Origin of the sequence: Duganella rhizosphaerae (assembly GCF_040364205.1) — a bacterium.
Classification (GTDB): Bacteria; Pseudomonadota; Gammaproteobacteria; order Burkholderiales; family Burkholderiaceae_D; genus Rugamonas; species Rugamonas rhizosphaerae.
Window position 1 is genome coordinate 71,071 of the sequence record NZ_BPWK01000022.1, and the last position, 24,786, is coordinate 95,856.

The 24,786-nt window shown below is 65.2% G+C and carries 12 protein-coding genes and 1 riboswitch; of the genes, 6 read left to right on the plus strand and 6 right to left on the minus strand.

All coding sequences use genetic code 11. The features are described from left to right. Positions 1 to 15 precede the first annotated feature (15 nt). Positions 16 to 2,226 (plus strand): peptidase domain-containing ABC transporter, encoded by a 2,211-nt coding sequence (locus tag RUGAMON1_RS30365; protein ID WP_445234016.1) that lies wholly within the window; start codon positions 16 to 18, stop codon positions 2,224 to 2,226. Positions 2,227 to 2,256: 30 nt separating this feature from the next. On the opposite strand, the gene RUGAMON1_RS30370 is transcribed toward RUGAMON1_RS30365, so the two are convergent. Together RUGAMON1_RS30370 and RUGAMON1_RS30375 are read right to left on the minus strand one after the other, a co-directional pair. Next, positions 2,257 to 3,855: a serine hydrolase gene (locus tag RUGAMON1_RS30370; RefSeq protein WP_445234017.1), complete on the minus strand. Its 1,599-nt coding sequence runs from the start codon at positions 3,853 to 3,855 to the stop codon at positions 2,257 to 2,259. A 2-nt stretch (positions 3,856 to 3,857) separates the two neighbouring features. Beyond that, entirely contained in the window at positions 3,858 to 5,702 is a 1,845-nt protein-coding gene (locus RUGAMON1_RS30375; protein ID WP_445234018.1) for a M1 family metallopeptidase, read from the minus strand. Between the two features lie 90 nt (positions 5,703 to 5,792). Beyond that, positions 5,793 to 5,965, plus strand: a riboswitch (yybP-ykoY riboswitch). Positions 5,966 to 5,986: 21 nt separating this feature from the next. Between RUGAMON1_RS30375 and RUGAMON1_RS30380 the strand changes: the two genes are divergently transcribed. Then, positions 5,987 to 6,562, plus strand: coding sequence for a TMEM165/GDT1 family protein (locus RUGAMON1_RS30380; protein ID WP_445234019.1), 576 nt, complete (start codon positions 5,987 to 5,989; stop codon positions 6,560 to 6,562). A 108-nt stretch (positions 6,563 to 6,670) separates the two neighbouring features. Further along, positions 6,671 to 6,913: a hypothetical protein gene (locus RUGAMON1_RS30385; RefSeq protein WP_445234020.1), complete on the plus strand. Its 243-nt coding sequence runs from the start codon at positions 6,671 to 6,673 to the stop codon at positions 6,911 to 6,913. A 16-nt stretch (positions 6,914 to 6,929) separates the two neighbouring features. On the opposite strand, the gene RUGAMON1_RS30390 is transcribed toward RUGAMON1_RS30385, so the two are convergent. The 3 genes from RUGAMON1_RS30390 to RUGAMON1_RS30400 form a co-directional block, all read right to left on the minus strand. Further along, a complete protein-coding gene (locus RUGAMON1_RS30390; RefSeq protein WP_445234021.1) occupies positions 6,930 to 9,092 on the minus strand; it encodes a CehA/McbA family metallohydrolase in 2,163 nt (720 codons plus the stop codon). Positions 9,093 to 9,297: 205 nt separating this feature from the next. Further along, positions 9,298 to 17,967 carry a glycoside hydrolase family 94 protein gene (locus RUGAMON1_RS30395; RefSeq protein WP_445234022.1) on the minus strand — a complete coding sequence of 2,890 codons (8,670 nt, stop codon included), beginning with the start codon at positions 17,965 to 17,967 and terminating at the stop codon, positions 9,298 to 9,300. Between the two features lie 185 nt (positions 17,968 to 18,152). Further along, positions 18,153 to 20,216, minus strand: a complete 2,064-nt coding sequence (locus tag RUGAMON1_RS30400) for an aminotransferase class V-fold PLP-dependent enzyme (protein WP_445234023.1) — start codon at positions 20,214 to 20,216, stop codon at positions 18,153 to 18,155. 135 nt (positions 20,217 to 20,351) lie between these two features. Between RUGAMON1_RS30400 and RUGAMON1_RS30405 the strand changes: the two genes are divergently transcribed. The 3 genes from RUGAMON1_RS30405 to RUGAMON1_RS30415 all read left to right on the plus strand — a co-directional run bounded on the left by RUGAMON1_RS30405 (position 20,352) and on the right by RUGAMON1_RS30415 (position 24,103). Next, entirely contained in the window at positions 20,352 to 20,828 is a 477-nt protein-coding gene (locus tag RUGAMON1_RS30405; RefSeq protein ID WP_445234024.1) for an Lrp/AsnC family transcriptional regulator, read from the plus strand. 62 nt (positions 20,829 to 20,890) lie between these two features. Beyond that, positions 20,891 to 22,054: an HPP family protein gene (locus tag RUGAMON1_RS30410; RefSeq protein WP_445234025.1), complete on the plus strand. Its 1,164-nt coding sequence runs from the start codon at positions 20,891 to 20,893 to the stop codon at positions 22,052 to 22,054. A gap of 225 nt (positions 22,055 to 22,279) precedes the next feature. Further along, entirely contained in the window at positions 22,280 to 24,103 is a 1,824-nt protein-coding gene (locus RUGAMON1_RS30415) for a DUF885 domain-containing protein (protein WP_445234026.1), read from the plus strand. A 51-nt stretch (positions 24,104 to 24,154) separates the two neighbouring features. On the opposite strand, the gene RUGAMON1_RS30420 is transcribed toward RUGAMON1_RS30415, so the two are convergent. Then, positions 24,155 to 24,613, minus strand: a complete 459-nt coding sequence (locus RUGAMON1_RS30420; protein ID WP_445234027.1) for an acyl-CoA thioesterase — start codon at positions 24,611 to 24,613, stop codon at positions 24,155 to 24,157. Positions 24,614 to 24,786 lie beyond the last annotated feature (173 nt).

Below are 24,786 nucleotides of genomic sequence, written 5' to 3' on the forward strand. Positions count from 1 at the left end.
AGCAAGAGTACGGCAATGCAAATTAAGGAATTGAAATTCGGCTGGCGCAAACGCTTACCCATCGTGGTGCAGACAGAGGCGTCGGAATGCGCATTAGCTTGTCTGGCCATGGTGGCGTGCTATTTTGGTTATGAGACCGATCTGGCGGAGTTGCGCAAGCGCTTCGCCATCTCACTGAAAGGTGCCACGCTCATCCAAGTAGCGGAGATTGCCGATCAGCTGGGCATGGTATCGCGGCCATTGCGAGTAGAGCTGGAGGAGCTGCCGGAACTACAGTTGCCAGCAATCCTGCATTGGAATCTGAACCACTTTGTCGTGCTCAAGTCTGTTGGCAACGCCATCGCATGTATCCACGATCCCGCTGTTGGCGAACTTCACCTGACTCTGAAGCAGGTGTCGAATCAATTTACCGGTGTGGTGCTGGAGCTGAGTCCAGGGTTGGCCTTCCAGCGCAAGGCGCCGCCACCGCCTCTACAGTTGAGGGCGTTGATGGGACGGGTGGTTGGTCTCAAACGCGGGCTACTACAGCTGGCAGGCTTGGCTGTAGTGCTGGAGCTGTTTTCGCTGGTGCTGCCCATGATCACTCAATGGGTGACAGACGATGCCATTACCACCGGAGACCGGAATCTGCTAGCCGTGCTTGCGTGGGGGATGATCGCCATAGGCGTGTCCAGCGCGCTGATCGGGGCGGCGCGTTCCTGGATCGGTATCTATATCAGCACAAATTTCAATTTGCAGTGGATGTCCAATGTCATGGGGCGTCTGCTAAAGCTGCCGGTAGAGTATTTTGAGCGCCGTCACCTGGGCGATATTGTGTCTCGTTTCGGCGCCGTCAAAGCGATAGAGCACAGCCTGACCAGCGCCACAGTCGAGGCCATGCTTGACGGGATACTGACCTGTGGCACCTTGGTGATGATGCTACTGTACAGCCCGGTCCTTGCTGCCGTAACCGTGGGCGTGGTTCTCTTCTACGCATTGCTGCGCTGGTTTCGCTACGATACTGAAAGAATGGCGGCTAGCGGCGTCATTGCCAAGCAGGCTAGGGAGCAGACATATTTTCTGGAAACGATACGCGGCGTGCGCAGTATCAAGATGCTGAACCGCGAAAACGAGCGGCGAGGTGCATGGCTGAACCTGTGGGTTGATGCCGCGAATGCAGGTCTGGCAATTCAAAAATTGGCACTGTTCTTTTCCACTAGTTGGTCTCTGCTGTCGACCGTAGAGCGTACCTGTGTCTTCTGGCTGGGTGCCATCGCCGTGATTGACCACCGGTTGTCGCTGGGCATGCTACTGGCTTTCTTGAGTTACAAGGAGCAATTCACCGCCCGTATTAACAACCTGATCGAACGGTATATTGAATTTCGAATGCTGAGCATTTCGATGGAGCGCTTATCCGATATTGTGCTGAGTACTGCGGAAGAGCCACAACGCAAGCATAAAACCGCGATTTCAGACGACTTGACTTTGTCTTTCGAGCAGGTCAGCTTTGGCTATGCGGAGGACGAAACAGGTATTCTAGAAAAAGCAGACCTGTCCGTCCCCATGGGCCAGTGCCTGGCGATTGTCGGACCGTCCGGCTGCGGCAAGAGCACGTGCATGAAATTATTGTTGGGCATACTGAAGCCCAGGGCGGGAAAAGTTAAGATAGGCACTTTGACATTGGGGCAGGTGGGTTTGCGCAACTATCGCAATATCATCGCCACCGTGATGCAGGACGATCATCTGTTTGCAGGATCGGTTTGCGATAATATTGCCTTGCTCGACCCTCGGCCAGATATGGAGTGGATCATGGAGTGCGCCAGAACGGCTTGCATCCATGACGAAATCGTGGAAATGGCAATGGGCTACCACACGTTGGTGGGCGACATGGGAACGGTACTGTCTGGTGGGCAGAAGCAGCGTATTTTACTGGCCCGTGCACTATACCGACGCCCCAAGATTATCTTCCTGGACGAAGCCACCAGTCATCTGGATATAGAGAACGAGGCCAAGATTGGCAAGGCGATTTCTGCAATTAACATCACGCGTATCCTGATTGCACATCGACCTCAAACCATTGCCATAGCAGACAGGGTAGTGCAATTAAAAGATGGCAAGTTGTGTGAAGTTCTGTTTACCCCGGAAATCGAGCCGGCCATCAGGCTAAAAAAAGCTTGGGGTGAGGACGTCTCCGACCGGATTGCCCACATCGAGTCTGAAAATTTCGATATGCTGCTTGATCGGTGATCCGGTCCAGCCCCAAGTTGGGGGATATCGCTACTTCGCGGCCTGGTCGGCCTTCGGCGGCTTCACCGGCGTGAAGTTCAGGTCGCGGAAGTCGTAGCTGAAATCGGTCTCCATCGACACCGGCGCCATCTTCATGCGCTCGATGCTGGCGTCCGGGTTCAGCGCGAACGTCACGTACGCATCGGCGTTGAAGTTGCGTTCCTTCCAGCGCACGATGAAGGTGTCGTGCTGGAAGTGCTCCAGCTCCCCCGTCAGGTCCGGCGTACGGGTGAAGCGCATGACGTGCTGCTTGCCCTCGGCGCGTATCGTCACCTTGCCGTACCACGGGTCCTCGTACTCGCCGTCGTAGGACGCCAGCGGCAGCGACGGCGTCGACCTGGCGGTGCGCGCGCCGACCTCCTTGCCCTGCCGCTCCAGCTCCTCCCGGTGCGCGGCCGCTTCCTGGTCGGCGTACAGCTTGATCCAGTCGCTGGCCGGCACGTTCAGGTACTGGTCCAGGATGCGCCAGTACAGCGACGCCATCGCCGGGCTGTTCTCGGCGTTGGTCAGGATGGCGATGCCCAGCTTCTCTTCCGGCACCATCAGCACCGTCGAATAAAAGCCCTGCAGCGCGCCGCCGTGCATGGCGATCTTGCGGCCCTTGTAGTCGCGCAGGCTGAAACCCAGGCCATAGGCCGAGAAGTTGGGCTTGGTCGCGGCCAGCCCCGGTTTCGGCTCGCGGATGCGCATCGGCGTCTGCTCGGACCACAGCTCGTTCAGCTGCTTGGCGCTGATCAGCTGCGTGCCGTTTTCCAGCTTGCCGCCGCCCAGCAGCATCGTCATCCAGCGCGCGATGTCTTCCGCGCTGGTGTTGATGCCGACCGCGCCCACCGCGTTCTCCACCGGCATCGGCTTGACCACCGCCGCCTTGTCGTTGATCTTGCTGTGCGGCGCCGAGTAGTCGGCCGTGGCCAGCATCTCGGCCACGCTGGTCTTGGTGCCGTTCATACCCAGCGGCGCCAGGATGCGTTCCTGGATCGCCGCGCCCCACGGCTTGCCGGCCTTGGCGGCGATGATCTTGCCGGCCACGATGTAGAGCAGGTTGTCGTAGGCGTAGCTGTTGCGGAAGCTGGTGGCCGGCTTCACGTAGCGCAGCCGCGCGATGATTTCGTCGGTGCTGAAATTGGTGGTCGGCCACCACAGCAGGTCGCCCGCGCCCAGACCCAGGCCGCTGCGGTGCGTCAGCAGGTCGCGCACCGTCATCGCGCCGGTGACGTAGGAGTCGAACATCTGGAAGTCCGGCAGGTGCTTGGTGACCGGATCGTCCCAGGCGATCTTGCCCTCGTCGACCAGCATCGCCAGCGCGGCGGCGGTGAAGGCCTTGGAATTGGAGGCCACTTCGAACAGCGTCTTGCCGTCCACCGGCGTCGGGTCGCCCAGCTTGCGCACGCCGTAGCCGTTGGCGGCGATGACCTTGCCGTCCTTGACGATGGCAATCGCCATGCCGGGGACGTCGAAGGTTTTCAGCGCCAGGTTGACGTCGGCGTCGAGGTTGTAGGCCGGCGCGGCGGCCAGCGCAGGGACGGACACCGCCAGCACCAACAGTGCAGCTATGGAAGCGCGGCAAAAAGTACGTGAGATTTTCAACATCGTTATTTTTTAAATTGTTTGTCGACCGATCCCTGGGTGACCGGATGATAGTGCTCGCGCGCCTTGGCATAGACCGACTTGGCCCATTCCCGGTCGCCCGGATTTTTCAGCAGCGCGGTGTACAGCGGCACCACGAACTTCTGCCGGCCCACGCTCATCAGGAAGGTGTTGAGCGGTTCGCGCACGTTGTAGCCGGCCTTGATCGACGCCAGGTAGAAGCGGTAGGCGATTTCGTTGTTGCCGCTCTTGCCCAGCGCGAAGGCCTGGTCCAGCTCCCGCAGCTGCGTGGCGTTGGCCTTGCCGTCGATATCGTTCAGGAAGTGCATCCACTCCAGCGCGATCCAGTTCTTGCCGTTCAAGTCCTTGGTCGGCAGCTCGCCCTTCAGCCATGCGTTGCGCTGCGCATCCAGCGCGGCCAGGCGCGGCGAGGCCGCGTGCTTGGCGCCGGCCGGAATGCCGGCGCCGTACAGCCACTCGTCCAGCTCCGCCGGCGCCATCACTTCCGGATGCGCGTCCAGCAGGTTCTTCTTCAGGTAGACCACGAATTCGTCGGTGGTGGCGGACTTGAACGCGTGCTGGTCGAACCAGCCGCGCAGGAAGGGATCGAAGACCTCGCGGCCGGCGTGCTGCTCCAGGGTGCGCAGCAGCCACGCGCCCTTCGGATATACCAGGCCGCTGTCGGTGTAGCTGGCGGAACTGGTGTCGGCGTCGCGCGTGACCAAAGCCTGCTTGGCCGCCGGGATCGACGGCAGCGAAGCGAGCGCCTCTTCCTGCTCCACTTGCAGGTTCATCTCCGCCACTTCCTCGCCGTACAGCTTCTCGACGATGCGGGTGGTGACGTAGGTGGTGAAGCCTTCGTTGAGCCAGAAGTGCTTCCACGAGGCGTTGGTCACCAGGTTGCCGGACCAGGAGTGCGCCAGTTCGTGCGCGATCAGGTCGACCAGGCTGCGGTCGCCGGCGATCATGGTCGGCGTCAGGAAGGTCAGGCGCGGATTCTCCATGCCGCCGATCGGGAACGACGGCGGCAGCACGATCATGTCGTAGCGCTCCCACCGGTACGGGCCATACAGGCCTTCGGCGGCGCTGATCATTTTCTCGGTGTCGGCCAGTTCGTAGGCGGCGGCCTCGATGCGGGCCGGTTCGGCGTAGACGGCGGAGCGCGGGCCGAGGTTGCGCACGTCGATCTCGCCGATGGCGATCGCCAGCAGGTAGGATGGAATCGGCTGCGCCATCTTGAATTTCCAGCCGCCGGCGCCGGTCGACTGCTGGTCGTTCTCGGCGCTCATCACCACCCGCATGCCGGTTGGCGCTTCGATGCGGGCGCTGTAGGTGAAGCGCACCGCCGGCGTATCCTGCACCGGCGCCCACGAGCGGGCGTTGATTTCCTCGGACTGGCTGAACATGAACGGACGCTTGCCGGACATGGTCTGCTGCGGCGACATCCATTGCAGCGCGGCGGCCGACGGCGCGGTGCGGTAGTACACGCGCACCTTCTGCGGCTGGAACGACAGCGCGATGCGCAGCGCCCTGCCCTTTTCGGCGTCCGGCTTGTCCAGCATGAAGGAGGCGGCGCTCCAGCGGCCGTTCGGGTTCAGCACCTGCACCTTGGCGATATTGAGTTCGTTCGTGTCCAGCACCAGCGTGCGGGCCGCCGGGTCGATCCAGGCCAGCGTCAGTTCGGCGTAGCCGGCCAGCGTCTTGTGGCCAAAGTCGGCCTTCAGGTCCAGATACAGGTCGCTGGTGCGCACCTGGTCATAGCGCGCGTAGCTCAGCGGATCGGCGTGGGCGGCGCCCAGCGCCATCAGGGCCGACAGGACGAACGCGGACAGTGGTTTTTTGATAGGCATGGTGGTCTTTTCAATGTGGTCCGAAGCGCGAAGCAGAATAGCATAGCCATGTATCGGCGATGTGTACATCAGCGATCCTATGCTATCATTCGGGCCGTAAGTGGGGAGTAGTCGGCTTGCGCCTCCCCGGCGCAAGAACCTGTGTCAACATAATCGGTCCGCAGACCGTGGTGCAGGTGGTTGAAAAACTTGACGAGACCATGATCGAGGTGCGGCCATGATGGGCCGGAGTCGCGCCTGGATCATTGGTTAATCGTTCCGGCCCGCGTACTACATACAATCCCATGGAAGCCTTCCTCGTCTCTACCGGCATCGTCGCCCTCGCTGAAATCGGCGACAAAACCCAATTGCTCGCCTTCTGCCTGGCCGCCAAATTCCGCCGTCCGCTGCCCATCGTCGCCGCGATTTTCGTCGCCACCATCGCCAACCACGCGTTCGCGGCAGCCGTCGGCGCCTGGATCACCAGCCTGCTCGGCCCCGATATACTGCGCTGGGTGCTGGGCGTGTCCTTCCTGGCGATGGCCGCGTGGACGCTGGTGCCGGACAAGATCGACGAGGACGACATGCCGCTGGCGAAGTACGGCGTGTTCCTGACCACGCTGATCGCCTTCTTCATCGCCGAGATGGGCGACAAGACACAGGTGGCCACGGTGGCGCTGGCGGCCCGCTACGACAGCCTGGTGGCGGTGGTGTGCGGCACCACCTTCGGCATGATGCTGGCCAACGTGCCGGCGGTCTACCTGGGCGACAGGATCGCCAACCGCGTTTCGCTCAAACTGGTGCATGGCGTCGCCGCGCTGGTGTTTGCCGTGTTGGGCGTAGCCACGCTGCTCGGTGCGGGTTCCAGCCTCGGCGTGTAGGGTCAAGCTTTTTTTCTGCCGATCCGTGTGTTACCGCACCGAGGTAAAGGAATTAACAATCTATTATACTTGTCACTTGATTATTGGCAGGGGCAAGAAATGCGATTGATGAGCACGATAGCGGCGCTGGTATTGAGCGCCTGCGCGCTGACCGGCCAGGCATATGCCGCCGAGACGGCGCCGGTGGCCGCACACGCCACCAGCACCGTCAAGACGGTCAAGCCGGCAGGCAAAACCAATATGGTATCGGTGCCGGAACCGGTGAACTACAAGTTGATGCTGCTCGGTATAGCGGTGTTGCTGCTGTTCGCGCGTACCGGCAAGAAGCGCGAACAGCCGTGGACCAAGTAAGCGGCTTACTGCACGCTTACTGCACGTTCAGCGTGACGTCGTCGATCAGGAACGCCGTCGATACCGTCGTGCCCTCAACCCCCTCGAAGTAAATCCTCACCGTCTGCCCCTTGTAGGCCGACAGGTCAAAACTCTTCTGCACATACGTGCTGCCCTTGTTCAGATTCGAATACGTCGCCAGCGTCGCCAACACCGCGTTGGCGCTGCTGCGTACCTGCACCTTGAGCGTGTCGTAGGCGGTGGTCGTGGTGGTCTCGCTGGACACCACTTTGAGCCAGAACGCCAGCGTGGCGCTGGTGGCGTCGGCCGGTATCGTCACGGTCTGGTACAGCGTATCGGTGTGGGCGCTGCCGTAGCCGTCCAGCCAGGCCTTGTAGGCGCCGGCGTGCGCGGCCTGGCTCGCATCGGAGCTGATCACGCCGGACGTCGCGGTCCACGACGAGGCGCCCGATTCGAAGCCGCCGTTGACGATCAACTGCGTGGCCGGCGGCGGCGTGGTGCCGCCGCCACCGCTGGTCTGCGTGACCCACACCGGCGCCGACCACAGGATGTTGCCGTCGTTCTGGGTGATCTTGGCGTAGTAGAAGTGCTCGCCCACGGCCGGCGTGATGGTGGTGCTGGCGGTGGCCGACAGCTGCGTCACCGTGCCGTTGCGCCCCGGGACACCCTCATACATCTTCACCGTCGATACCGTCTTGCCGCTGCTGCTGGCGAAGTTGGCGACCAGGTTCAGCGCGCCGCTGTTGGTGAAGCGCTCGCCCATCACGTGGCCGTTGGCGGTCAGGATCAGCTGCGAGCTCTTGTCCATGGTGGCGAACACGCGGCGCGCCTTGATGGCGGCGATCATGCTGGCGGTGGTCAGCGAGGTGCCGGTCGGCAGCAGCACGCCGGTGCGGTTGGTGTAGGACGCGCCCCAGTTGGCGCAGTGGTTGTCCTGGTCGCTGGAGAAGGCGACGTGGAAGCCCGCCTCCAGCGCCTTGTTGCAGGCGCCTTCGTAGGTGCTGCGGCCGGTCTCGGTCTCGCTGGTGTTGGTCGAGAAGGCCGAGGTGTTGAGCACTTCGCACAGCGCCATCGCCTGGTCGCCGTCTGCGGTGTAGCCCAGCGCCGTGCCGTTGACCAGGAACTGGCCCGACGATTCGGGATGGTTGAACTGGCCCACGTAGCCGCGCTGGCGCATCAGCGTGTACAGCGCGGCGTAGTCGTTCTTCGGCGTCAGCGTGTCGGCGATCAGCTGGCCGCTGCCGTTGCTCTCCCATCCCAGCAGCTCGGTGGTGTTGAAGATGTTCATATGGCCGCCGTTGTTGATCACGCCCCACTCCAGCCCATACATGCCGAGGAAGCCGGCGTGCGCGCTGTTGAAGTTGGCGGCGGCGGTCAGGCCGGACTGGAACAGCGCCTTGGCGGTGGCCGGATCGGCCGAGGCGTTGGTGCTGTCGGAACCGTCGTACATGTGATTGTGTTCGGAGGCCATCAGGAAATCGAGGCCCTTGTTCATCGCGTACTGGTAGGCGTCGGCCGGTCCCAGCGCCGCGCTTTGCGGCGCCTGCGCGCCGGTGCAGCTGCCCAGCGGGCCGCCGCCGTCGCTGTGGTTGGTCTGGCTGTGCAGATTGCCGAGGTAGACGGTGTACGGCAGCGACGCGGTCGCGGCGACGGCGCCCTGCACCACGCGGCCGTTCGCGCGCGTCGCAGCACGCACCGGTGCGGCCGATGTCGGCAGCGCCTTGAAGGCCGGCATGGCCTGCGCCGGAGTGCGGCCCACCGAAATGTCCCAGCTTTGTTCGACCGTCTCGCCGCCGGTGACGGCCTGCATGCGCGCCAGGTAGACGCCGTCGGTCAGGATCAAGCCATCGGCGCGGCCGTCCCAGGCGATGCTGACGTCGACCGGCTTGCCGCCGATGCGCTGCACGCCCTGCCACTGCTGCACCACCACGCCGTCCGGGCTGACCAGCTCCAGCCGCCATTGCACGTCCTGCTCGCGCTCGAGCAGGGGAAAGTCGAAGGCCAGCTTGAAGGTACGGGCTTCCGGCCGGTCCTGGTCGGCGCCGTCGGCGGCGAACGGCGCGTGCAGCGTGGCCTCGAACTCATGGTGGTCGGCCTTGGACGCGTGGACCGCGCCAATGACGCCGGAAGACAAAATCAACATCATCGCGAGCCGGGACAGCATCTTAGATTTGTTCATCACTTCTTTCTCTCTGCGGTTGGGGATCCAAAATTCTGGCAACTATGCATGACAGGAAGATGACGAACCAATTCGAATTTACTTGGCTATTCAGAGGTCTTTGGAATAAATGCGGTGGCGCTTGGGGCGGCACGCGACAACGGCGCGAAGTTAAATTTTCGCGCCGTTGTAACGATGATGAAAATGTCCAGAATGGGACACTCTGTTAAGAATTGAACGCGCCTGGAACGAACAGTTCGACCTTATGGATGCTGGCGGTATCGTGCAAATCGATGGCCATGCCCAGTTGGCGCACGCCGTCTATCGTCAGGATCGGCGCGCCGGCTTCCGCCGACTTCATCACGCGGATCACGTACGACGCGGCGCCGTAGCGATAGGTCAGCGTGAAGTGATCCCACTCGGACGGCATGCGCGGCGCCATCGTCAGCTGGGTCGCGGTGCGGGTCAGGCCGAGCAGCGACTCCAGTATCAGCCGGTACATCCATCCCGAGGAACCGGTGTACCAGCTCCAGCCGCCACGGCCGACGTGCGGCGCCACGGCGTAGACGTCGGCCGTCACCACGTAAGGCTCGACCTTGTAGCGCGCCATGCCTTCCGGCGTGCCGCCGTGGTGCACCGGGTTGATCATGCGCGCCAGCTCCCAGGCGCGCTCGGTCTCGCCCAGGCGGGCGAAGGCCATCGCGGTCCAGATGGCGGCGTGCGTGTATTGGCCGCCGTTCTCGCGCACGCCGGGCACGTAGCCACGGATGTAGCCCGGATTCGGACCGGACTTGTCGAACGGCGGATCGAGCAGTTGGATGATGCCTGAATCACGCCGCACCAGGCGCTGGTTGACCTGCTCCATCGCACCGCGCACCCGCACCGAATCGGCGGCGCCGGATAACACGCCCCAGCTCTGCGAAATCGAATCGATCTGGCATTCCTCGTTGGTGTGCGAACCGAGCGGCGTGCCGTCGTCGAAATAGGCGCGGCGGTACCATTCGCCATCCCAGGCGTTGTGCTCGACGTTGGCGGCCAGCTTTTTGGCTTCGCCGCGGCACTCGGTGGCGAAGTCCTTATCCTGCATCAGCTCCGCCACTTCGGCAAAGCGCTGCAGCACCTCGCACAGGAAGAAGGCCAGCCACACGCTCTCCCCTTTGCCATGCTCGCCCACCTTGTCCATGCCGTCGTTCCAGTCGCAGGAACCGATCAGCGGCAGGCCGTGCACGCCGAAGCGCAGGCCGTTGCGGATGGCGCGCACGCAGTGCTCGTACAGCGTTCCGCTCTGGCTGGAGCGGCTCGGCAAGTCGTAGTAGGAATCCTCTTCCGGCTTGACGGCGCGGCCCTCCAGGTAAGGTACGCTTTCGCCCAGCACGCCGACGTCGCCGCTGGCGATGACGTAGCGCCAGGCGCCCAGCGGCAGCCACAGGTAATCGTCCGAGCAGTGGGTGCGTACGCCGCGATCGGAAGGCGGATGCCACCAGTGCTGCACGTCGCCTTCCAGGAACTGGTGGGCGGCGCACAGCAGCAGCTGGTCGCGCAGCAGCTGCGGTTGCGTGTGGATGGTCGCCATCGCGTCCTGCAGCTGGTCGCGGAAGCCGAAGGCGCCGCCGGACTGGTAGTAGCCGCTGCGCGCCCACATGCGGCAGGCGATGGTCTGGTACATCAGCCAGCCGTTGGCCAGCAGGTCCAGCTCCGGCTCCGGCGTGTCGATGCGCACTGCGCCCAGGGTCTGCTCCCAATGCGCGTGCACGGCGGCCAGCGCCTCGTGCGCGGCGCCGGCGCTGCGGTGCTTCTGCGCCAGGCTGCTGGCGTCGGCGTTGCGGCGGCCGGCCACGCCCAGCACGAAGACGATCTCGCGTTCCTGGCCGGGCAGCAGGTCGAACGGCACCTGGATCGCGGCGCAGGCATCGAGCCCCGCGCCGATCTTGCCGGACAGGCGGGAGCGGCGCATCGCCACCGGGGACGCCAGCGAGCCGTTACGTCCCAGGAATTCGGCGCGGTCGCCGGTGTAGGTGCGCAGCGTGGCGTCGCAGTTGAAGAAGGCCACGCGGCCGGTGAACTCGGTGTTGTAGGCGTTCTTGGCGAACAGCGCGCCGCTGACCGGATCGGCCTCGGTGACGATGTGCATGCCGGACTTGGAGCGCATGTCGCCCAGTACCCACTCGACATAGCCGGTGGCCGACAGGCGGCGCGCCACCAGCGAATCGTTGCGCACCTTGAGCACCGTGTACTTGATCGGCGCGTCGGTGGCGACGAAGGTGGTCATCTCGGTGGCGATGCCGGACTCCATGTGCTCGAACACGCTGTAGCCGAAGCCGTGGCGCGTGACGTAGCTGCCGTTGCCGCGCGCCGGCAAGGCGGTCGGCGACCAGAACTGGCCGCTCTGTTCATCGCGCAGGTAGAAGGCTTCGCCGCTGCCGTCGCTGACCGGGTCGTTGTGCCACGGCGTCAGGCGGAATTCGTGGGCGTTCTCGTGCCAGGTGTAGGCCTGGCCGCTTTCCGATATCACGCTGCCGAACTGCGGATTGGCCAGCACGTTGGACCACGGCGCCGGCGTGCGCTGGCTGTCGCTGGTGGTGATGACGTATTCGCGGCCGTCCGGCGTGAAGCCGCCGATGCCGTTTTCCAGCATCAGCTGGCGCACCACATGCGTGGCCGGGCCGGCGTCGGCATACTCGCCGCGGTTGTCGGCCATCAGCGGCGGCATGCGCATGGCCGGCGGGCCGGGACGCTTGATCTGCTCGGCCAGCGTGCCGCGGCTGTCGCTGAGGATGGCGCGCGCCACCGATTGCAGCAGCACGCGGTCCTCGTTGGCGATCTGGTCGGCCAGGCGCACGAAGATGCCGCCCGGCCGGTCGATCGCCTGGGCGTCGATGCCGGAGGCGATCAGGCCCATGATCTGGTCATGCAGCAGCTGGCGGTAGCCCGACTGGTCTTCGTACCAGATCACCAGGTCGACCACCAGCCCTTTCAGGCGCCAGTAGGCGTGCGCCTGCACCATCTGGCGCGCCAGTTCGATGTTGGCCGGGTCTTTGATCTGCAGCAGCACGATCGGCAGGTCGCCGGAGATCGCGTACGCCCACAGGCCGGACTGGCCGCGCTGGTTCTTGATCAGCGTGCCGGCGTCGGCGCGCAGCGCGGCGTTCGGGTAGATGACCGAGTTGGCCAGGCGGCCGTACAACTGGGCGTCCGCTTCGCTGGCGTTAAGCTGGCGCAGCACCACCTGGCTGTGGGTCCACGCCAGTTCGAACACGCGGTCGGCCAGGTGGCGGTCCTGGTATTTGTCGATCAGGTGCAGCGCGGCGTCGCGCTGCTCGGTCATGCCGGTGACGATGTCGACGATGGCCGTCTGGTCCGGCTTGAGCGTGATGGTGTAGCGGATCGCCACCACCGGATCGAGCACCGAGCCTTCGCTGCCGCTCAACGCGTCGTCGTTCAGCATCGCTTGCGGCGCGGCGGCGGTGTTGCCGCGGCCGATGAAGCGCGAGCGGTCGGTCTCGAACGAGACGCCGCTGACGGCGGCGTCGTGCACCATCATCGAGTGCATCAGCCACGGCGTGGCGTCGGCCGGGCCGCGCGGACGGCGCGTGCACAGGATGGCGTTTTCGTCGCGCAGGATCTCGGTCTGCACAAACAGCTTGCTGAAGGCCGGATGGGCGGCGTCGGCGGCGGCCGGCGCCATCACCACTTCGGCAAAGCTGGTCACTTCGATGGTGCGCTCGCGGTCGGACTTGTTGGTGATGCGGGTGCGGCGCAGTTCGATGTCGTCTTCCGGCGAGACCACGATTTCCGTGTACAGGTCGATGTTGCGGTCGGAGCGGCGGAACTCGGCGCGGCCTTCGGAGAAGATCACCTCGTGCTTGCGCGGCTCGACCAGCGTCGGTTGATAGGTGGTGGACCAGAACTTGCCGTCGTCCAGGTCGCGCACGTAGCAGAAGTTGCCCCAGTTGTCGCGGGTGCTGTCTTCGCGCCAGCGCGTCACGGCCAGGTCCTTCCAGCGGCTGTAGCTGCCGCCGGCGTTGGTGACCATGACGTGATAGCGGCCGTTCGACAGCAGCTGGGTTTCCGGCACCGGTGTGCTGTGCTGGGCCAGCACGCGCATCGGCATGGCCTGCTCCGGCGCGCTGGAACGGATAGCCGCCAGTTCGGTGGTGTTGGAGTAGAAGGCGCCCGCCTGCGGGCTGCGCTCCTGCAGCACCAGCAGCGTCGATTGCAGCAGCGGATCGGATTCGAAGCGGCGCTGCATCGGCCGGTCGTGCAGCAGGTAGCTCAGCGCCAGCAGGCCCATGCCCTGGTGGTGGACCATGAAGGAACGGATCACCGCCGCCGACTGGCCGCGCGGCAGGCGCGAGGTGGTGTAGTCGACCGCTTCGAAGAAGCCGTAGCGGCCCATGTAGCCCATCGCCGCCATCTTCTGCAGGTTGAGGCAGGCCGCTTCCGGCTGCACCATCAGTCCCAGCATGGTGGCGTAGGGGGCGATCACCAGGTCGTCGGCCAGGCCGCGCTTGAGGCCCAGGCCGGGCACGCCGAAGGCGCGGTACTGGTAATTGAGGCTGGCGTCGACGGTGTTGTAGCCGGACTCGGAAATCCCCCACGGCACGTTGCGGCGCTTGCCGTAGTCGATCTGAGCGTCGATCACCGCGTTGTAGGTATGGTCGAGCAAGGTGCTCGGATAGTTGGGCATCACCAGCAGCGGCATCAGGTACTCGAACATCGAGCCGCTCCAGGACAGCAGCACCGGCTTGCCGGCGACGATGCACAGCTGGCGGCCCAGCGCGAACCAGTGCTCCTGCGGCAGCTGGCCCTGGGCGATGGCGACGAAGCTGGCCAGCCGCACTTCCGAGGCCAGCAGGTCGTAGTAGCTGGCGTCCAGGCGGCGCTCGCTGACGTTGTAGCCGATCGCCAGCAGGTTGGTGGTGGTGTTGTACAGGAAGCCATATTCCATCTGGGCGTATGCGCCGCAGCGCTGCGCCAGCTCGGCCAGCTCGCGCATGCGCTCGTGCGCGGCGGCGGCGCCCTGCGCGCACAGGCCGGCCAGCAGCAGCTGGCGATCGCGCTCGGCCGGCGCCAGGTCGTTGGCCAGCACGGCGGCGGCGTTGTTGATCATGGCGGCCAGTTCGCGCAGCGTCGGCACGCGCGCCAGCGTGGTGTCGAACACGGCGTCCGCCGGCAGGTTGACCCATGGCGCCAGCAGCGCCAGTTCCGTCAGCGCGGCCTGGCATTGCTGCACCAGCGCGGCGAACCACATGGCCGCTTCGCCGTGCGTTTCGGCCGGCGCCTGGAATTCGCCGACGGCGGCGCTCACGCGCACCAGCCAGGCGTGCAGCTGTTGCAGGTTGCCGGCGTCCGGCGCAGGGCCGAGCGCGGCCAGCAAGGCGTCCAGCTGCTCGGTGTCGGCGGCGCCCTCGAGCGACTCCTGCAGCACGCGGCAGGTGGCGACGATGCCGTCCACCGTTTGCGGTCCCAGGATCGGCTGGTCGTACAGTCCGGTCAGGCCGGCCTGCAGCGTGAGCAGGTGGCCGGCCAGGTTGCCGCTGTCGACGGTGGAGATGTAGATCGGGTGCAGCGGCTTGAGCGTCTGCGTGTCGTACCAGTTGTAGAAGTGGCCCTGGTGGCGTTCCAGCTGGTCCATCGTGGCCAGCGTGCTGGCGGTGCGCGCCAGCATCTGGCCGACGGTGATGTAGCCGAAATCGCTGGCGCTCAGGTTGGCCAGCAGCGCCATGCCGATGTTGGTGGGCGAGGTGCGGTGCGCCACCACGTGCGCCGGGTGCTCCTGCATGTTATCGGGCGGCAGCCAGTTGTCTTCCGGGCCGACGTAGCGGTCGAAATAGGCCCAGGTGCGGCGCGCCAGCAGGTGCAGGAAGCGGTTCTGCTCCGGCGTCAGCTGGGCGTGGCGGCGCGCGATCGGACGGCTGATCCGCTCGGCCACGGCCGGCGCCACCAGCCACGCCAGCAGGAACAGCGCGGCGGGCGCCAGGCTGACCGGACGCCAGCCCCACAGCGCGCCGCCGACGAACAGCGCCAGCACCGGCGACACCCACATGGTGCGCCAGACGCCGGCCGCGCCATCGGCCGCGCGCGACAGCGCCGAGGCGCGCCACTCCAGCAGGTGCTTGTGCGAGACCAGCATGCGCCAGGCGCTGCGCAGGATGGCGTCGAGGCTGAAGTAAGCCTCGTAAGGCAGGAACACCAGCATCAGGATGGCGTGCGCGAACTGCATGCCGCAGCGGCGCAGCGCGGCGCGCAGGTGCTGGCTCCACAGGGTGTCCTCGGGACGGCGCAGCAGGTCGTGCAGGGTGCTGACCACCGGCGGCACGAAGATCACGGCCAGCACGGCGGCGGTCCAGACCCACGGGTCGGGCAGCCAGCGCCAGGCGGTGATCAGCGACAGCACCAGCGCCGGCGCGGTCAGGCTGCGGCGCAGGTTGTCGAACAGCTTCCAGCGCGACAGCAGCGACAGCGGATTGCGTTCGCGCTTGCGGTTCGGGGCCGGCACGCGGCCGAACACCCACGACGCCAGCTGCCAGTCGCCGCGTATCCAGCGCTGGCGGCGGCTGACGTCGTCGCTGTAGCGGGCCGGATAGGCTTCGTACAACTGGGCGTCGCTCAGCAGGCCGGCGCGCAGGTAGCAGCCTTCCAGCAGGTCGTGGCTGAGGATGCGGTTGTCGGGCAGGCGGTCGCCCAGCACCTGCTCGAACACGTCGACATCGTAGATGCCCTTGCCGATGAAGGAGCCTTCGAAGAACACGTCCTGGTAGACGTCGGAGACGGTGCGGGTGTAGGGATCGATGCCCGGCTCGCCGCCGCACAGTTTTTCGTACAGCGAGGCGTTCTCGCTCGGCAGGCTGACCGTCACGCGCGGCTGCAGGATGCCGTAGCCTTCCACCACGCGGCCGCGCGCGCTGTCGATGCGCGGCTGGTTCAGCGGGTGCTGCATGGTGGCGATGAACTGCGCCGCGGCGTCGCGCGGCAGCTGGGTGTCGGTGTCGAGCGTGATGACGTACTTGATGCCTTCCAGCTCGCTGGTGTCGCCCACCACCACGCTGAATTTGTCGCGCGCGCCGCCGCGCAGGAAGCGGTTCAGCTCCTGCAGCTTGCCGCGTTTGCGTTCGTCGCCCATCCACACGCCTTCCTGCGGATTCCAGCGGCGCGGCCGGTGCAGCAGCAGGAACGGCGAGGCCGGCTCGCCGTTCGGATGGGTGGCGTATTTGCGGTTCAGTTGTCCGATGCAGCGGTGCATCTGCTCCACCAGCGCGGCGTCGGTCGGCAGCGTTTCGCTGGCGGCGTCGGCGAAGTCGGTCAACAGGCAGAACATCAGGTGGGGATCGCGGTTGGCCAGAAAGCGCACTTCCAGCTGCTCGCACAGCTCGGCGATGTTCTCCTGGCTGTAGACCAGCGTCGGCACCACCACGATGGCGCGCGCGTCGGGCGGCACGCCGTCGCGGAAGTCCATGCGCGGCAGCGGATTGGGACGGGTGACCAGCGTGGCGACCCAGTTCACCAGGCTCAGCGCCAGCTGGCTGCTGCCCAGCAGCGCCAGCACGCCGAGCAGCACGATCACCGCGCCATTGACGCCGTTGCGCGAAGCGCGTTCGAGCAGCAGCGCGGTCGACACCAGCGCGATGGCGGCGATGGCGCCCAGGTAGGACGTCAGCGGCGAGGCGCGCGAGGTTTGCTGCAGGGCCTCCAGCCACGGCCGGCGCATGCCGGTCTGCTTCTCCAGCGCGGCCAGGCCGCCGCCGATCAGGTAGAAGCCCACGTGGCCGTGGCGGGCGTCGCCGCCTTCGTAATGGGCCTGCGCCAGCTGCAAGGCTTGCTGCGCCACTTCGAGCTCGGAGTAGCGCGAGCGCTTGGCGATTTTTTCAATCGCGTGGCGGTACTGGTCGCGGGTGGCGAATTCCATGCGGCCGTAGATCGCGGCCGGGTCCTGGCGCAGCGTCTGTTCGACCACGCTCATGGTCTCGACGAACTCCTGCCAGTCCATGGTGCCGAGGAAGCGCAGGCTGCCGATGCTGTTGGCGATGGAGACCTGCTCGGCCGCCTGCTGCTGGATCTCGGCCTGGATCTGCTGCTCGATGGTCTGGTCCGATTCGGCCAGGCGGTGCGTGATCCACGACAGCGCCAAGGTCAGCGCCGGGCTTTGCCCCTGCAGGCGGCGCGCCAGCTCGGCCACGAAGGCGCTGCTGATGGGCGGGTTGGAGCGGGCCATGTCGGCCACCATCAGTATCAGGCCGCTGGGATTTTTTTCGGCGACGTCGGTCATCTGGTCGGCCCAGCTGTTGGCCAGGTCGCGGTGGCTGCGGTTGTCGGCCACGCGCGCGGCCACGCGCCGCAGGTTCTCGATCAGCGCCAGGCGCAGCATGATGGGGATGGCCCACAGCTCGCCCAGCTTGAGGCTGGCCACTTCCTGGTAGGCGTCGACGAAGCGGCACAGCGATTCGGGATCGACGCGGCCGTCGCCGTGCGAGATGATTTCCAGCGCGATCTTGTAGACCCGCGGCGTGCCTTCCGGCGCGCCCTTGCCCAGGCGCGGCAGCTGCTTGCTGTAGTCCTTGGGCAGGTGGCGGCGGGCGATGCGGATCTGGTCTTCGATCAGGTAGAAGTTGTCCAGCAGCCACTCGGAAGCGGGCGTGATCTGGCGGCCGGCCTTGACGGCGGCGGTCAGCTCGTCGCAGGTGGCGTCGATGACGGCGGCGTTTTCGGTCAGGCGCGCCAACAGGCGGTCGCGGCCGCCACGCTTGCTCAGTTCGTGATGCGTGGCCAGCGTCTTGCCGTGCGCGGCCATCTGGGCCGCGCTAAAGAGTTCGGCGCGCAGCGGCAGGTCTTCGTCGTCGGCGTCGGACAACAGGGAGCCTGAGGGAGATTCGCGGAAGCCCAGGGTGATATCGGGCATGAGGGGGGCGGACTTGTTCAACGGTGTACCTCGCTTTGATTCTGCGAATAGGAAATTATCTGCTAAGGCATCGTACGGGGGCGCACGCCATGCGACTGTTCGCTGACGTACATATGGAATTTCCACGAAAAAAAAGGCCGCTTGCGCGGCCTTGTAAAGGAAGAAAACTTGAATGGCTGTGTGGTCTATGCGGCGTGCGCCAGCGGCGCCAGCGCCAATCCGCCGCCGAGGCTGTAAGCCTGGCCGTGGCCCAGGCGGCGCAGCAGCTGCGCGGCCTTCAGGCTGCGGTTGCCGCTGCGGCAGAAGAACACCAGCGGGGTTTGCGTCCCCTGCTGCCCGCCGTGCAGCCATGCGCTGGCGTGCTCGGCCAGGCGGCTCAAGGGCACGCTGCGGGCGCTGCGGCCGGCGGCGCCGGGCGCGATGGTGGCGGCGAACTCATAAGGCTCGCGCACGTCGATCAACTCGGTGTCGGGATGGGCCAGCAGGAAGGCGTCGAGCGCGGCGCTGTCGATTTGCAGCGCGGCTTGCGCCTGGGCTTCGGCCGGCGCGGCCATGCCGACGCAGAACTGGTTGTGCTCGTCGCGCGTCGGGCACAGCAGCGTGTGCGCACAGGTCAGCGGGCGCAGCGCTTCGACGGCGGGCCGGGCGCTGAAGGCGAAGCGCACCGCCTGCGGCGGCAGCGTGGCATCGACCGCGTCGCCCAGCAGGTAGTGGCGGGCCGCGCCGTCGGCCACGCTCAGCAAGGTCTGCGCGCCCAGCCGGATGGCGTGGACGGCTACCGGCCAGCCGTAGGCGTCGGTGGCGGCGTGGCCGTCGACATGGCGGCCCAGCGCGCTGATCAGCATGCCGCGGTCGCTGTCGCTGTCGGGCAAGGTGCTGACGATGGCCTGCACCTGGTAGTTCTGACAGCGCACATAGGATTCGATACGGGCGATCATGTCCGGCAAGGGATCGATGACGATGCAGCTGCGGCTGGCGGCGTCCAGCACCATCCAGCTGCACGCGCCTTCGACGCCCAGTTGCAGCAAGCCATCGTGCGGCACGGCGGTGCGATCGGACGGGATCAGGCAGCTGGCGCGCAGCGCGGCGCCGCAGCGCTCGATGCGGCGACAGGCGTCGGCGATGGTGGCCTCGTCGGCCAGCGGACCGAAGGACATGCGGATCGCGCCGGCGCTGCGCCACAGCGGCGCGTGCATGGCGTCCAGCACGTAGCTGGGCGCGGCCTTGGCGGCCGAACAGGCGCTGCCAGAGCTGACGCGCACCTGGGCGGCGTCGAACACGTCCATCAGTTCGCGGCTCGACAGGCCGGGCACGGAAAAGTTCAGCGTGGTCGGCAGCGATTTGTCGAAGGGGTGGTTGAACACCACGCCGGGCAAGGCGGCGCGCAGGCTCTCGGCCAAGCGGGCGCGGAAGCTGGCCAGCTGGTGATGGCTGCGGAAGGTGTCGCCGCGCTCCAGCGCGGACAGCACGGCGCCCAGCGCGGCGATGCCGGCCATGTTCTCGGTGCCGGAGCGCTGGCCGCCTTCCTGGCCGCCGCCCATGATCAGCGGCGTGAACGGCGCGCCGGCGCGCACGTACAGCATGCCTATGCCCTTGGGCGCGTACAGCTTGTGGCCGGAGAACGGCGCGTAGTCGATGCGGGTGGCGGCCAGGTTGAGGTCCAGCTTGCCCAGCGCCTGCACGCAGTCGACCAGCCAGTAGGCGGCGCTGCCGGTCTCGGCCAGCAGCGCTTCGATCGCGGCCAGCTTGGTGATGATGCCGGTTTCGTTGTTGGCGGCCATGGTGCACACCAGCGCGGCCTGCGGCGCCAGCGCGCGCAGCTGCGCCAGGTCGTGCGCGCCGTCCTGGTCGACCGCCAGTTTTTGCAGGCTCAGGTTCAGGCCCAGCAGGCGGTTCCAGTGCGCCAGGCTTTCCGGCACGGCCTTGTGCTCGGTCGCGCCGTAGACCAGCAGGCTGCCGATGGCCTCGCCGCGCTCGCGCCGTTCGCGCAGCGCCACCAGCGCCGACAGCACGGCGGTCTGGATGCCCTCGGTGGCGCCGCTGTTGAACATCAGGCGGCCCTCGCCCACGCCCAGCAGGCGCGCCGCGCAGGCGCGGGTCTGGTCCAGCAAGACCTTGGCCTTCAGGCCGGTGGCGTGGCTGCTGCTGGGATTGCCGTAGCGCTGGCCCATGGCGTCGGCCGCGGCGGCGATGGCGGCCGGCAGCACGGCGGTGGTGGCGTTGCCATCGAGGTAGATTTCGGTCGTCATGATAGTAGTGCCTGTTTTTAGTACCTGTGTATCGATACCTATAGCTTACTCAGTGGCGGCGAAATATATGTACTAAAATACTCCTGTTACGCACTCCATATAGCATTTTCATGCTACCTCATAAGGAAAAATAGAATGAACGATCTTGATCGCTATGACTATGCAATTTTGTCGGCGTTGCAGGGCGACGGCACGCTGTCGATCGCCCAGCTCAGCGAGCGGATCGGCCTGTCCTCCACGCCTTGCTGGAAACGGGTGCGGCGGCTGGAAGAGGAAGGCTATATCGAGAGCCGGGTGGCGATCGTCAACCGCCGCAAGGTGGGCTTGCCGGTGACGGTGTTCGTCAGCGTGCGCACCAGCCAGCACGACGACAAATGGCTGGCACGCTTTGCCGCCGCCGTGATCGCCTTGCCGGAAGTGCAGGAGTTCCACCGCATGAGCGGCGACATCGACTACCTGCTGAAGGTGGTGACGAGCGATATCGAAGGATATGACAGGTTTTACAAGAAGTTAATCAAGTCCGCCCAGCTGAGCGGGGTGTCGTCGGCGTTTTCGATGGAGCAGATCAAGATCACCACGGCCTTGCCGCTGGAGCTGGTTTCGCACCAATAATGTGCAGCGGCGGGCTGAGCATGGGATAATCTTTGTCCCATTTCAAATACCTGATTAAGCCCATGCGTGCATTCCTCGACCGCTGGCTGCCCAGCCCCACCACCGCCAGCCGCCGCGAACAGTTGCGCGCAGCCGGCGGCGCCCTGTTCGGCCTGCTGCTGACCGCCCTGCTCGGCCTCACCCTGTCGCCCGGCGCCATCTTCCTGGTGGCGCCGATCGGCGCCTCCTCGGTGCTGCTGTTCGCGCTGCCGGCCAGTCCGCTGGCGCAGCCGTGGTCTGCCATCGGCGGCAATGTCGTCAGCGGGCTGATGGGCGTGATCTGCGTGCGCCTGTTCGGCGACATCCTGCCCATGCCGCTGCTGTGCGCGCTGGCCGCCAGCACCGCGATCGCCGCCATGTTCGCGCTGCGCTGCCTGCATCCGCCCGGCGGCGCGGTGGCGCTGACGGCGGTGATCGGCGGACCGGCCATCCACGCGGCCGGCTTCGCCTTCCCGCTGGTCACGGTGCTGGCCGACACCACGCTGCTGGCGCTGACGGCGATGCTGTACAACAACCTGACCGGACGGCGCTACCCCCATGCGCAGCTGGGCGCGCATCCGAACCCGCACGCCACCAAGGATGCGGTGCCGACCGTGCGCCTGGGCTTCAAGCCGGAAGACCTGGACGCCGTGCTGAAGCAGTACAACCAGGTGCTCGACATCAGCCGCGACGACCTGGAATCGCTGTTCATGCAAACCGAGCAGCGCGCCTACCAGCGCCGCTTCGGCATCATCAGCTGCGCCGACATCATGTCGCGCGATATCGTCAGCGCCGAATTCGGCACCAGCCTGGAGGAAGCCTGGCAGCAGATGCGCACCCACCGCGTGGCGGCGCTGCCGGTGCTCAACCGCGCGCGGCGGGTGATCGGCATCGTCACGCAGACCGACTTCCTGGAGCACGGCGGGCTCGACGACTATCGCGGCATCCGTCAGCAACTTCAGCGATTTCTGCGCAAAAGCGGCGTCACCCACACCGAAAAGGCCGAAGTGGTCGGCCAGATCATGAGCCAGCACCCGACCACCGCGCGGCTGGACACGCCGATCGTCGACCTGGTGCCGCTGATGGCCGATTCCGGCTTCCACCACATTCCCATCGTCGACGACGAGCAGCGTTTCGCCGGCATCATCACCCAGTCGGACCTGGTGGCGGCGCTGTACGAGAGCCGCTTTGCCGAAGCGGCGGCCTAAAAAAAAACCGCCACCCGAAGGTAGCGGCCAGGCTGTACTGCTTTGTTATTCTTACTTGGCTCCAGCATACTCCGGTTTAAATGTGCCTTGCACAATTATATTTGCAAATTCGGATCCAAAATTTCCATAATGAAACAATGTATCGTCGATACAAAAATTGTCCCAGCGCCCCGCAGCAATGGCTTATGCTAGGCGCCAATTTTGTGACATCCTGAGGAAAAAATTATGACGCGTCGCCGCAACACCTATGCCGCTTTTGCCCCTCTCGCCGCCGCCGTGATGCTGGCGTTCGCGCCGCTGGCGGCCAACGCCGCCGCCGCACCGGCCGCCGTCGTCGCGCCGCAGGCCAACGCCGCGCCCGCGCACAAGGCATTGCTGGCGATCGCCGACCAGTACTACGACGCCACCGCCCGCTTCGAGCCGCTGGGCGCCACGGAAAACGGCGACAACCGCTACGATGACCAACTCGGCCTGAGCATCGCCCCGGCCAAGCGCGCCCAGCAGTTCAAGCTGTATCGCCAGTTCGCCACCCGCCTGAAGGCGATCCAGCGCGCGCAGCTGGATGACAAGGACCGCATCAACTACGACATCCTGGTCTACGAGCTCAACCAGCTGCTGGCGATGGAGCGCTTCCCCGAGCATCTGCTGCCGATCAACCAGATGGACAGCGTGCCCGTCACCCTGGCCAACTACGCCGGCGGCGAAGCTTCGCAGCCGATCGGCACCGTCAAGGAATACGACGCCTACCTGCACCGCATCGGCCAGTTGCCGGCCTGGATAGACCAGGCCATCGCCAATATGCGCGTCGGCATCAAGCAGGGCATCACCGAGCCCAAGGCCATCATGGAGTCGGGCTTGCCGCAGTTCCAGAAGCTGGTCAGCGCCACGCCGGAAAGCAATATCTTCTACACGCCGATCACCAAGCTGCCGGCCGCCTTTTCCGCCGCCGACAAGGCGCGCCTGAGCGCCGCCTACCGCAAGACCGTCGGCGACAAAGTGATGCCGGCGCTGGCCCGCCTGGCGACCTTCCTGGAAAAAGAATACGTGCCGGCCTGCCGCACCACGACCGGCCTGGGCGCGCTGCCGGACGGCGCCGCCTGGTACCAGGCGCGGGTCGCCGGCGCCACCACAACGTCGCTTAAACCCGACGAAATCCATGCCATCGGCTTGAAAGAAGTCGCGCGCATCCAGGCCCAGTTTGAAGTGCTGGGCCCCAAGCTGGGCTACACCGGTCCGGCGTCTGGCCTGCCGGTATGGGTGGCGGCGCAACCGAAGTTCTATCCGTTCAAGACCGAGCAGGAAGTCCAGGCCGTGTATCACCAGCTCAACGACGTGCTGGACACCAAGCTGCCGCTGATGTTCACGCTGCTGCCGAAAGCCAAGCTGGACTTGCGCCTGGAGCCCGAGCTGAGCCGCGCCACCGCCTCCGACCACTACACCGCGCCGGCCGGCGACGGCTCGCGTCCCGGCGTGTTCTGGTCGGTGGTCAACGACCCGGCCAAGTACGGCAGCACCGGCATGACCACGCTGTTCCTGCATGAAGGCAAGCCCGGCCACCACTTCCACATCGCGCTGATGCAGGAACTGAACCTGCCCAACTTCCGCAAATATGGCGGTAACAACGCCTATACCGAAGGCTGGGCGCTGTACGCGGAAACGCTGGGCAAGGAGATGGGCCTGTTCGACGATCCGGCCCAGTACTTCGGCCACCTGAACGACGAACTGCTGCGCGCCACCCGCCTGGTGGTCGACACCGGCATGCACGCGCAAGGCTGGACCCGCGAGCAAAGCATCCAGTACATGCACGACACGCTGGGCTACGACAACTCCGCCAAGACCGAGACCGAGCGCTACATGGCCTGGCCAGGCCAGGCGCTGGGCTACAAGATCGGTTCGCTGAAGATCGTCGAACTGCGCCAGCGCGCGGCCAAGGCGCTGGGCGACAAGTTCAGCCTGCCGAAATTCCACGCCGTGGTGCTGGGCGACGGTACCCTGCCGCTGGCGCTGCTGGAGGAAAAGGTCGACCGCTGGATCGCTTCCCAGCAATAAACCTCGGAGGCGGGCCACACCGGCCCGCCTCGGTTGCAGCCCTTCCTTGCTTTATTTGGCGTAGCGCTTGATACGGGCGATCACCAGCTCGGGCAAAGCCGTAATCTGCTTGGCGTGGTTGGCAAAGACGATCTGCTGGCGTCCCACGGAGACTGGCTTGCCGTCGGCATAAAACCGGAACTCCAGCCAGAACGAGCACTTCTTGACGTCATATGCATTCAACTCGCAGTGAATTTCCTGGAATGGGAAAGTTTCCTGCAAGTAGTCCTGCTCCGCGTGCTTGGTGATGAACACGCCCTCGTTTTGCAGCATGTCGCGCGAAATGCAATCGAAGAACCACTTTTCGCGGCACATGCCCTGCCATTCGAAGTAGCGGGCGAAATACGTGTTGCCGTAGGCGTTGGAGTCCTTCAGGTAGATCGTCAAGGCGTGGGTGAAAGTCTGCCTGGCGTTGACGGCGGTAGCGGCGGAGATCTCGGACATTTCAACTTCGGTGGCGTGCAGCAGCATGGGAATTCCCCTTTGAGATGAGTTGGAACGTCCCGGCCGGCGGCGTGGGACGTCGCCCGTAAGTCGGACAGAAACACTTAAAGCAGGTTTGTCCTAAGCATGTTTGATCTGGCGCAAATAGTTATTCGATAGTCAAGCGAGCTAGATCAACACGCGCAATACTGCGGGCTACC